Here is an 11404-nt window from a genome sequence, read left to right as displayed (position 1 = left end):
GTTCTCGTTTTCATCGAAGGATTGCGCCTAGGAGGCCGGAGGGTCATAGATACGACCGGAGCGCTTATGACAATGGCGCGTGTTGCCGATCGGAAAATTCGCGAATGTCGATCAACCCTCTCCTCCTGCAAGCGATCGGCGAGCATCGGGAGGGTCGGTTCATCGAGGCCGAGGCGCTCTACCGGCGGATCCTCGCCATGCGCAGGAACGAGCCGACCGCGCAGCACCATCTCGGGCTTATCGTCTATCGGAACGGCGACCTGGAAGAGGCCGCCACGCTGATCGGGCGGTCGCTGAAGACCCAGCCGAAATCACCGGAAGCCCACAACAACCTCGGCAACGTGCTGAAGGACCTGGGACGGCCGAAGGATGCGGAGAAGCATTTCCGCGAGGCCATTCGACAGCGCCCGAACAACCCGGAGGCGCGCAACAACCTCGGCACCCTGTTGACGTCGGTCGGGCGCTTCACGGACGCCGAGGCGACCTTCCGCGAAGCCCTCCGGCAGCGGCCGGACTACCCGGAAGCCCTCTACAACCTCGCCAACCTGCTGGCGCAGCAAGGGCGGATCCAGGAGGCGGCCGACGCCTACCGGCAGAGTCTGGCGCTGTGCGCCGTCTTCCCTGAGGCGCTGAACAACCTGGGGAACATGCTGACGAGCCAGGGGGCATTCGAGGAGGCGGAGGCGTGCTACCGGCTGGCGACCCAGCAGCGCCCCACCTTCCTGGAGGCGTACGGCAATCTCGGCCTTGCGCTCAAGCGACTCGGCCGGAACGACGCGGCGGCCGCCACCTTCACACTCATGCTGATCATCAGCCCGACCTGCGCCGACGCGTATTGCGGCTTGGCTTCCCTGCACCAGGACGCGGGACGGACCGACGAGGCCGTGGCCGGCTACGCCAGGGCGCTTCGCCTGCGGCCGGATTTCGTCGATGCGCTCAGGGGGCTGGCCTTTCAGCAGCGCAGCCTGTGTCAGTGGGATGAGCTTCCCGCCCGCGAGGAGCGGATGCGCGCGATCATGCGCACCGGGGCGGGGCGCCTGTCGCCCTTCGCCTTCTTCTGCCAGACCTCGACGGCCGAAGAGCAGCTTGCCTGCGCCCGGCTGTGGGCCTCGGCGATTGCGGTGTCGCCGGGCGACCGGCTGCCCGCACACCCGCCGCGGGACGACGGGCGCATCCGCGTCGGCTATCTGTCGGCCGACTTCCACGACCACGCCACGGCCTATCTGATGGCCGAGCTGTTCGAGCGGCACGATCGCGCGCGATTCGAGATCCGCGGCTATTCCTACGGCCCGGACAGCGACGGTGCCATGCGCTGCCGGCTGCTCGCCGCCTTCGATGCGTTCACCGATGTCCGCGGGCTGTCGAACGTGGAGGCCGCCCGCCGGATCCACCAGGACGGCGTGGACATCCTCGTCGACCTCAAGGGCTACACGAACGGCGCACGCAGCGAGATCCTCGCCTACCGTCCGGCTCCGATCCAGGTGAACTTCCTTGGCTTCCCCGGAACCATGGGGGCGGAGTTCGTCGATTACCTGATCGCCGATCCCTTCATCACCCCGCCGGACCGGCAGGAGCACTACGCCGAGCGTCTGGTCCTGCTGCCCGACGCGTACCAGCCGAACGACCGCCAGCGCGAGATCGCCGAACACACGCCGTCGCGTACGGAGTGCGGCCTGCCGGAGAGGGGCCTCGTCTTCTGCTCCTTCAACGGCCTCTACAAGATCACGCCGGAGGTTTTCGCCGTGTGGATGCGTCTCCTGACGGCGGTTCCCAATAGCGTGCTGTGGCTGATGGACGGCAGCGACACGGCCAAGGTCAACCTGCGTCGGGAGGCGGAGAGGGCCGGCGTGGGGCCGGCGCGCCTGCTCTTCGCGCCGGTCATGCGGCTGCCGGACCACCTCGCCCGCTTCCGGCACGCCGACCTGTTCCTCGACACGTTCCCGGTCAACGCCCACACCACGGCCTCCGACGCGCTGTGGGCCGGCGTTCCGGTGCTGACCTGTGCCGGCGAAACCTTCATCAGCCGGGTCGCCGGCAGCTTGGTGACGGCGGTCGGACTGCCGGAGCTGGTGGTGTCCTCGCTGGCGGACTATGAGGCCGCCGCGCTTGGTCTGGCCCGCGACCGCAACGCCTTGGCGGCGTTGCGCCAGCGGTTGGCGCGCAACCGGGACACCACGCCGCTGTTCGACAGCGCACGCTTCGCCCGGCATCTGGAAGACGCGTTCGCCGGCATGTGGGAGATCCGGCGGGCCGGCGGGGCGCCGCGCCCCTTCGCCGTCCCATCGCGGCCGCCCGGCGTGTCCGGGCCGGTGTGAGGCCGGGCGGGGCTTACCCGCCGACCGCCTTCAGCCCGCGCGCGTACTGCTTTGCCCGCTCGCGGTAGACCAGCGCCGGGCCGGCCAGCCGCGCGAGGTCCTCGTCGCTGACCTGCCGCATGATCTTGCCGGGCATGCCCATGACCACCGAACCGTCGGGGATCACCTTGCCCTCGGCGATCAGCGCGTGCGCGCCGATCAGGCAGTTGCGGCCGATCTTCGCGCCGTTGAGGATCGTCGCGCCGATGCCGATCAGTGTGCCGTCGCCGATGGTGCAGCCGTGCAGCATCGCCTGGTGTCCGACCGTGACGTTGCGGCCCATGGTCAGCGGAAAGCCCGGATCGACGTGCAGCACGGCGTTGTCCTGCACGTTGCTGCCTTCGCCGATCAGGATGCGCTCCTCCTCGGCGCGCAGCACGGCGCCCCACCACACCGACGCCTCGTCTTCCAGCACCACGTCGCCGACCAGCGTGGCGTTGGGCGCCGCCCAGCTCGACGCCGCCAGCTGCGGCGCCTTGCCGTCGATCTCGTAGAGCACGCGCGACCCTCCCTCTCGTGTCAGCGGACGACCACCACGATCAGCCGCTTCGGTCCGTGCACACCATACGCCAAGGTCTGCTCGATGTCGGCGGTCTTCGACGGGCCGGAGATCAGCAGTGCGTTGGTCGGCATGCCTTGCGCCCAGCGGTTCTCGGTCACCACCTGCCAGAAGGTGTCGTACAGCGCGTCCGCCTTCAGGAGGGCGATGTGGATGTGCGGCACCAGGGAGAGCAGGCGCGGCTCGTCGGCGCTCGGCCACAGCACGAGGCTGCCGGTGTCGGCGATGGCGCCCAGGGTCTGGGTGATCCCGGCGTCGACGCCGGTGAACATCTCCTCCTTGAACTCGTCCACCGGGCGGTCGTAGCGCACCAGCTCCGGCCCGCCCTCGGCCCACGCGGACTCGATGCGCGCGCCGGCCTCGGTGGCGGGGGCATACAGCAGGGTCTTCGCGCCGGCGTCCTTCAGAACGGCCTGCACCACCGCCGGCCAGTCCTGTTCGGTGGCGTCCACGAACTCGGTGTGGACGGCCTCCATCATGCGCTTGACGCGCTCCAGCCGTTCGGCGGGGGCCCAGCGCTTCTCCCGCAGCACGGTGAAGTCGGAGGCGACCGTCTCCACCGGGTGGGCGTCGCGGCTGGCGCGCAGGGAGGCGAGGATCGAGCTACGGGCGTCAGACATCGGGAATCCCCCGGTCGCGGGCAAGGTCGTGCAGCGTACGGCCGGCGAAGCGCGGCTTGGCGCGCACGCTGGTCCATTCCTTGAGAAGCGGCAGTGAAGCCGGGGCGGCGTTGCCGACCGCCGACAGCACCGTCGTCGCCATCCGGTACGCGGTGGGCGAGGAGAAGGTGGCGGCCCAGCCCTTCCACACCAGCGCCTCGGCCTTCGAGGCCTGGGCTCCGGCGTCCTTCACCGCGGGGCTCGCGTGCACCGCCTCCTCGCGCAGGCGGTTCATCAGCCCGGCGATGGGGATCTGCACCGGGCAGATCTCGACGCAGGCGTTGCACATGGTGCAGGCGTGCGGCATCGCCCCGCGCGTGCCCAGGCCCTCGATCTGCGGAATGAGGATCTTGCCGATCGGGCCGGGGTAGGTCGCCTGGTAGGCGTGGCCGCCGACGCGGGTGTAGACCGGGCAGTGGTTCATGCAGGCGCCGCAGCGGATGCAGCGCAGCGTGTGGCGCAGTTCCTCGTCGGCGTAGATCTTCGAGCGGCCGTTGTCGAGGATCACCAGGTGGATCTCGCGCGGGCCGTCCTTCTCGCCGGGCTTGCGCGGCGTGGTGATCATGTTGACGTAGGTGGTGATCGGCTGCGCGGTGGCCGAGCGGGTGAGCAGGCTCAGCACCGGCGGCACGTCCTCCAGCTTCTCGACCACCTTCTCCAGGCCCATGACGGCGATGTGCACCGGCGGCACGGTGGTGACCATGCGCCCGTTGCCCTCGTTCTCGACGAGGCAGAGCGTGCCGGTCTCCGCCACCGCGGCGTTGACGCCGGAGATGCCGACGTCGGCGTTCATGAACTTCTTGCGCAGCACCCGGCGGGCGAGGCCGGTGAGCTGATCCACGTCCTCGGTGTATTCGGCTTCCTTGATCTTCTCGCGGAACAGCTGGGCGATCTGCTTGGTGTTCTTGTGGATCGCCGGCATGATGATGTGCGAGGGCATCTCGTGGTCGAGCTGGATGATGTACTCGCCCAGGTCCGCCTCGATCGCCTCGATGCCGTGCTTCTCCAGGAAGGCGTTGAGGTGCATCTCCTCGGAGACCATGGACTTGCCCTTGACCGCCAGCTTGGCGTTCACGCGCAGCATGATCTCCAGGACGATGGCGTTCGCCTCGTCGGTGGTGGAGGCCCAGTGGACGGTGATGCCGTTCCGGGTGCAGTTCTCCTCCAGCTTCTCCAGCAGTTCCGGCAGCTTGGAGAGCGCGCGCAGCCGCACCGAGGCGCCGAGCGCCCGCATGCCGTGCCACTCCGCGCTGTCGGCGAACTGCGCGGCGCGCTTGGACATCAGGCCGTCCATGGCGCGGCGGAAGTTGGCGCGCAGCTGCGGGTCCTTCAGCGCGGCGCGGGACGCCTTCCGGAAGTCGATGTCAGCGTGTGCCATGGGTCCGCTCCAACAGGAATTCGGCGATGTGCTTGCCCTGCACCGGCTTCTTGCCGGCCTCGAGCGCGCCGTTGATGTTCATCAGGCAGCCGCAGTCGCCCGATACCACCGCCCGGGCGCCCGTGCCCTCGATGTCCGCCACCTTGTCCTCGACCATGGCGGCGGAGATCTCCGGATGGCGCACGGCGAAGGTGCCGCCGAAGCCGCAGCACTCCTTCTCGCGCTGCAGTTCCACCAGCTCGACGTTGGCGAGCTGGCGCAGCAGCGCCTTCGGCTCATCGCGCACGCCCATCTCGCGCTGGGCGTGGCAGGAGGCGTGCCAGGTGATGCGCACCGGCTCCCCCTTGTCCTCGAACCGGACGTTCAGGACGTTGACCAGGAACTGCGTCAACTCGAACACCCGGCCGGCGACGGCGGTGGCGCGGGCCTCCTCGGGCGTGCCCTTGAACAGATCCGGCCAGTGCGTCTTCATCATGCCGGCGCAGGAGCCCGACGGGACGACGACCGGGTAATCCTCGGTGAACAGCGCCAGCTGGGCGCGGGCGACCTTCAGCGCCTCGTCCTTGTAGCCGGAGTTGTAGGCGGGCTGGCCGCAGCAGCTCTGCCCCTGCGGGAAGACGACGCGGATGCCCTCGCGCTGCAACAGCTCGATGCCGGCCATGCCGGCCTGCGGGTAGAACAGGTCGACCAGGCAGGTGCCGAAGAAATAGACGGTCGTGGGACGTGTGGCGTCCATGGGGCTTTCCTCCACCTGAACTTCTTGTCTTTTTCGTTATCCCCGCGAAGGCGGGGATCCATAATTCCCAAAGCAAGCGGCTGCGGAACGTATGGATCCCCGCCTTCGCGGGGATGACGGTCAACTAAGCTCTCAGAACGCCGGCTCCACCGCGCGCACCGTCTCCGCCGCCTTCGCCGTCGTGCAGGCGTCCACGAGGTAGACGATGGAACGGTACGGCATGCCGGAGTGATGCGCCAAGCCGATCTCGCAGGTCCGGCTGGTCGAATAACCGGCTTTTCCGTCCTGCGGCACGCCGGCCTTCAGGTGGCGCAGCGCGTGGGCGTTGAGGTCGGGCTGGGTGAAGCCCTTGTCGCCGGCGAAGCCGCAGCACCCCACCCCGTCCGGCACCACCACCTGTTCGGCGCACTTGGCGGCGACGGCCTGCAGCTTGCCCTCCAGCCCCATCCGCCGCAGCGAGCAGGCGAGGTGCAGCACCGCAGGCTCGCTGCGCTTGGTGAACTCCAGGCGGTCCAGCAGATGGTCGTGGATGAACTCCACCAGATCCAGCACCTTCAGTCCGTCTTCGGCCAAGTGGCGCTTCAGGCGGAAGGCGCAGGGGCTGGTGTCGATGACCACCGGCAGGCGGCCGTCGTTGCTGGCGGCGCGGATGGCGGCGACCATCTCGTCGGACTTGGCGTCGGCCTCCTGGGCAAAGCCCTTGCTCTCCAGCGCCATGCCGCAGCACAGGCCGGACAGGCCCTCGGGGTAGAGCACGCGGAAGCCGGCCTTGCGGAACAGCCCCTCGACCTTCTGCGGCAGCGGCGTCTTCTCGGGATCGTCGGCGGCCGGGCCCATAGTGCGGCTGGAACAGCTCGGCACGTAGACCACCGCCGGGCCCTGGCCGGACGACGGCCCCGGCACGAAGTTCAGTGGCGTGGGCAGGGAGCGCGGCACGTGCGGCAGCCGCTCGCCGGACAGGCGGCGCAGCGCCCCGGCGGCGGCGGTCACGGCGTCGTTGCCCACGACCTTGCGGGCAAGGTCGGCGATCTTCAGGCCCGTGCGGGCGACGCCCAGCGCGGTCTCGAAGTGCTCGGCGGCGAAGCGGCCGAGGCGGCGCTGTGTCGGCGTGGCGCGCCGGCCGCGCAGCGCCTTGATGAGCAATCCCGTCTCGATGCCGACGGGGCAAGCGGTGGAGCACAGGCCGCACGCCGCGCAGGTGTCGATGCCCTGGTGGTCGTAGGCGGAGTGCAGCGCCTCCAGCCGGGCGCGCTCGCCGCTGTCGGTGAGGCGGGCGATCTCGCGCCAGCCGGCGATGCGCTGGCGCGGGCTGAGGGTGAAGGTGTGCGACGGGCAGACCGGCTCGCAGAAGCCGCACTCGATGCACTTGTCGACCAGCGGGTCGGCCGCCGGCAGCGACTTCAGGTGCTTGAGGTGCGCCTCCGGATCGTCGTTGAGGATGACGCCGGGGTTGAGCAGGCCGTGCGGATCGAGGAGCGCCTTGATCTCCTTCATCAGCCCATAGGCCTGGGCGCCCCACTCCATCTCGACGAAGGGGGCCATGTTGCGCCCGGTGCCGTGCTCGGCCTTCAGCGAGCCGTCGTACTTCGTCACCACCAGGGCGGCCACCGCGTCCATGAAACGGCGGTAGCGGTCGACCTCGGCGTCGGTGTCGAAGGCCTGCGTGAAGACGAAGTGCAGGTTCCCTTCGAGCGCGTGGCCGAAGATGATCGCCTCGTGGTAGCCGTAGTGCTCGAACAGGTGCTGCAGCTCGACCGTGGCCTCGGCGAGGCGGTCGATCGGGAAGGCGACGTCCTCGATGATCACCGTGGTGCCGGTCTTGCGCACGGCGCCGACCGCCGGGAACAGGCCCTTGCGGATCTTCCAGTACTTCTCGCACTCAGCCGCGTCGGTGGTGAACGCGGCCGGGTGCAGCAGCGTGCAGCCCTCCAGCACCGCGTTGATCGCGGTGATGTTGCCGGTCAGCGCCGCGGCGTCCTCGGCGCGGGTCTCGACCAGCAGGCAGGCGGCGCGCTCGTCCAGGCCGCGGATCACCGCCGGCATGCCGGGCTTGCCCTGCACCGAGTGCAGCGCCGCGCGGTCCATCAACTCCACCGCATCGACCGGCGCCGCCTTCAGCAGCGCCACGGCGCGGCAGGCCTCGGCGATGTCGGGGAAGAGCAGCAGGGCGCTCGCCTTGTCGGCGTGCTCCGGCACGGTGCGGTAGGTGATCTCGGCGATGAAGCCCAGCGTGCCTTCCGAGCCGATCATCAGGTGCTGGAGGATCTCGAACGGATCCTCGAAATCGACCAGCGCGTTCAGGCTGTAGCCGGTGGTGTTCTTGATGGCGAACTTGCGGTGGATGCGGGCGGCGAGGTCCGCGTCGGCGCGGGTGCGCTCGCCGAGATCGCGCAGCGTGGACAGCAGCGGGCCGTGGCTCTTCTCGAAAGCGGCGCGGCTGGCCGCGTCGCCGGTGTCCAGCAGCGTGCCGTCGGCCAGCAGCAGGCGCATGGAGGCCAGCGTGCGGTAGCTGTTCTGCGCCGTGCCGCAGCACATGCCGCTGGAGTTGTTGGCCGCGATGCCGCCGATCTTGGCGGTGGCGATGGAGGCCGGGTCGGGGCCGATCTTGCGGCCGAAGGGGGCGAGCTTGCGGTTCGCCTCGGCGCCGATGATGCCGGGCTGCAAGGTGACCGTTTCGGCGCCCGGCGGGATCGTGCAGCCGCGCCAGCCCTCGCCCAGCAGGACGAGCACGCTGTCGCTGACCGCCTGGCCCGACAGGCTGGTGCCGGCGGCGCGGAAGGTGACCGGGGTGCCGAGCGCACGGGCGTGGTGCAGCAGGCGCGCCACCTCGTCCTCGTTCTGCACCACCGCGACGATCTTCGGGATCAGCCGATAGAAGCTGGCGTCGGTGCCGTAGGCCAGCGTGCGCAGCGGATCGACGATCAGGCGCTCGGCCGGGATGAACGCGCGGAGATCCGCGTGCAGGCGGTCGTAGGGCGTGGGCAGCATCGGTTTCCTCCGGGATCGCTGGGCTTTGGCGGCGGCCTTGTTGCCGCCCCGCGGGCGGTCGGCATCTCGTGTGCCACGGCTGGGATCAGTGGATAACCGCTTTGCCCAAATGAGGCAATGGTAAAATCAATTGACCAATGATCTGCGCCATGGACAACTGGCGCCCGCGCCTGTTGGGCGTGGAACGAGGAGGGGTGGGCCATGATGTCCGATCCGCTGACAGACCTGCTGCGCCGGCATCCGGAAGCGGCCTTCGACTATCTGGAGTTCCGCAACACCGTCGCCGGGGCGGCGGCCTATTACGCCGCCAAGCGCGCCACCGAGCACGACCGGCGGACCATCGCCGCCTGCCTCGAGCGCATGCTGGCGGCGCACGAGAAGGAAGACCCGATGGAGGAGGCGGAAGCCGACATCGACTTCCACCGCGCCACCTACGAGGCGACGCACAACGTGGTGATGCAGACCGTCATGCACGGGCTGTCCGACCTGATGCGGGCGGACGTCTTCTTCAGCCGGCGCAAGCTGTACGGCTACAAGGGGGTACGCCACCTGCTGCTGAACCAGCACCTGGCCATCGGCGAGGCCATCCTGGCCGGCGACGCCGAGCGGGCGCGGGACGCCGCGACGCAGCACATCGGCTACGCGCGGGGGACGCTGGAGGAGATCGAAAAGGCCGAAGCGCGGCTGGAGGTGTCGTTGCGCCGCATGGGCCGCGGGGATCTGGTGGCCGGGTCGCGGCGGCGGGGCTGAGCGGCATAAAAAAAGCCCCTCCCGCGATGGGGAGGGGCTTCGTCCTGATCCTTCTCTCTTTCTTTCCGTTATGGCCGGGCTTGGCCCGGCCATAACGGCGCGAGAGGAAGGCGTTAGGGGATCATCCACGGCAGGATGTAGGCCTGGATGGCGGTGATCACGCCGATGATCGCCACGAAGAACAGGCTGTGCTTGACGGTGAAGCGGAACAGCTCCGACTCCCGGCCGACGAGGCCGACCGCCGCGCAGGCCACCGCGATGGACTGCGGGGAGATCATCTTGCCGGTCACGCCGCCGGTGGTGTTGGCCGCCACCATCAGCGTGTCGGACACGCCGACCTGCTGCGCCGTCGTCGCCTGCAGGCCGCAGAACAGCGCGTTGGACGAGGTGTCGGACCCGGTCAGGAACACGCCCAGCCAGCCCAGGATCGGCGAGAAGAACGGGAACAGCGCGCCCGTGCCGGCCAGCAGCAGCGCCAGCGTGGTGGACAGGCCCGAGTAGTTGGCGATGAAGGCGAAGGCCAGCACCATGCCGATCGAGTAGATCGGGCGCTTCAGCTCGCTCAGCGTCTCGCCGAAGGTGCGCAGGCCGTCGGCCGGCCGCATCTTCAGCATGATCATGGTGATGATGGCCGAGATGAGGATGGCGGTGCCGGTGGCCGACAGCAGGTCCAGCTTGTAGACCGCCTCGTACGGCTTGGGCGAGGCGACGATCGGGGCAGCCTTCAGCACCAGCTTGTCCAGCCCGGCGACCGGGAAGTACAGCACGGTGTCGGCCAGCGCGCCGCCCTTGGCGAACAGCGCCTTGAAGGGCTTCAGGCTCCAGATCGTGACGATCACGGTGAGGATCAGGAAGGGCGACCACGCCTTGGCGATCTCGGCGCCCGAGTAGCTGCGGGTGGCGGCGAACTCGCTGCTGGCCATGGCGCCGACCGAGGCCGGGACCGGAGTGGCGAGCGGCGAATGCGAGAAGCGGAACACCGCCTTCGGCTTCCAGACCTTCAGGAACAGCGTGATGCTGACCAGGCTGACCAGGGCGGAGGTGATGTCCGGCAGCTCGGGGCCGATGAAGTTGGCGGTAAAGTACTGGGTCACGGCGAAGGTGCCGCCGGCGACCAGGATGGCGGGCCACGTCTCGCGCACGCCCTTCCAGCCGTCCATGATCATGATGATCCAGAACGGGACGAAGACCGAGAGCAGCGGCAGCTGGCGGCCGGCCATGGCGCCGATCTTGAACGGGTCCAGCCCGGTGACCTGGCCGGCGACGATGATCGGAATGCCCATGGCGCCGAACGCCACCGGGGCGGTGTTGGCGATCAGGCACAGGCCGGCGGCGTACAGCGGGTTGAAGCCCAGGCCGACCAGCAGCGCCGCGGTGATCGCGACCGGCGCGCCGAAGCCGGCGGCACCCTCGAGGAAGGCGCCGAACGAGAAGCCGACCATCAGCATCTGCAGGCGCTGGTCCTCGGTGATCGACACCACCGACGAGCGGATGATCTCGAACTGTCCGGTCTTCACCGTGATCTTGTAGAGGAACACGGCGGCGACGATGATCCAGGCGATCGGCCACAGGCCGTACAGGAAGCCGTAGCCGGCCGAGGCGAGCGCCATGCCGACCGGCATCTTGTAGAACAGCACCGCCACGGCGAGCGAAATCGCCACGGTGATCGTGCCGGCGATGTGACCCTTCATGCGAAGGATCGTCAGCGCCACGAAGAAGAAGATGATCGGCAGAGCGGCGACGAACGCTGAGAGCCACAGATTGCCGGCCGGGTCGTAGACTTGCGTCCAGGTCTGCATGTTTCCTACCTATGTTTGTGTTCTGTATGACGTTTACTCGCCCCGCCGCCGCGCGCTGAGGCGCAGGCGCCGTGGGGTGCAGGGCGTCTGGAAGCATGCCTTCCCAGTACCCGGCGTATGGTCAAAAAATCTGACCACGAACGGCGATACGGATACAATGTGTTTCCAATGATTGCAATCT

8 protein-coding genes are annotated in these 11404 nt (G+C 68.8%); 2 read left to right on the top strand and 6 right to left on the bottom strand.

The genetic code is table 11. From position 1 onward, the window contains the following. Window positions 1–104 precede the first annotated feature (104 nt). A complete protein-coding gene (locus ACRWK7_RS29225; RefSeq protein WP_431860391.1) occupies window positions 105–2315 on the top strand; it encodes a tetratricopeptide repeat protein in 2211 nt (736 codons plus the stop codon). Window positions 2316–2328: 13 nt separating this feature from the next. Here ACRWK7_RS29225 and ACRWK7_RS29220 read toward each other — a convergent pair whose 3' ends face one another. The 5 genes from ACRWK7_RS29220 to ACRWK7_RS29200 form a co-directional block, all read right to left on the bottom strand. Further along, on the bottom strand, window positions 2329–2853 hold the full coding sequence (locus ACRWK7_RS29220) for a gamma carbonic anhydrase family protein (protein WP_431860389.1): 525 nt from the start codon (window positions 2851–2853) through the stop codon (window positions 2329–2331). A gap of 20 nt (window positions 2854–2873) precedes the next feature. Then, window positions 2874–3533, bottom strand: a complete 660-nt coding sequence (locus tag ACRWK7_RS29215; RefSeq protein ID WP_431860387.1) for a LutC/YkgG family protein — start codon at window positions 3531–3533, stop codon at window positions 2874–2876. Further along, entirely contained in the window at window positions 3526–4950 is a 1425-nt protein-coding gene (locus ACRWK7_RS29210) for a LutB/LldF family L-lactate oxidation iron-sulfur protein (RefSeq protein ID WP_431860385.1), read from the bottom strand. The genes ACRWK7_RS29215 and ACRWK7_RS29210 overlap by 8 nt, the downstream gene beginning before the upstream one ends. Further along, window positions 4937–5686 (bottom strand): (Fe-S)-binding protein, encoded by a 750-nt coding sequence (locus tag ACRWK7_RS29205; RefSeq protein WP_431860383.1) that lies wholly within the window; start codon window positions 5684–5686, stop codon window positions 4937–4939. Before ACRWK7_RS29205 ends, ACRWK7_RS29210 begins: the two co-directional genes overlap by 14 nt. A gap of 132 nt (window positions 5687–5818) precedes the next feature. Next, the gene (locus ACRWK7_RS29200; protein WP_431860381.1) at window positions 5819–8674 is read right to left on the bottom strand and encodes an FAD-binding and (Fe-S)-binding domain-containing protein; all 2856 of its coding nucleotides are present in this window, start codon (window positions 8672–8674) and stop codon (window positions 5819–5821) included. Window positions 8675–8875: 201 nt separating this feature from the next. Here ACRWK7_RS29200 and ACRWK7_RS29195 point away from each other — a divergent pair, with 201 nt between their 5' ends. Further along, window positions 8876–9424, top strand: a complete 549-nt coding sequence (locus tag ACRWK7_RS29195) for an FCD domain-containing protein (protein WP_431860379.1) — start codon at window positions 8876–8878, stop codon at window positions 9422–9424. A 113-nt stretch (window positions 9425–9537) separates the two neighbouring features. Here ACRWK7_RS29195 and lldP read toward each other — a convergent pair whose 3' ends face one another. Then, window positions 9538–11223 (bottom strand): L-lactate permease, encoded by a 1686-nt coding sequence (gene lldP, locus ACRWK7_RS29190; protein WP_431860377.1) that lies wholly within the window; start codon window positions 11221–11223, stop codon window positions 9538–9540. Window positions 11224–11404 lie beyond the last annotated feature (181 nt).

Source organism: Azospirillum sp., assembly GCF_050789165.1.
This window is presented reverse-complemented; position numbering and strand designations above follow the sequence as displayed.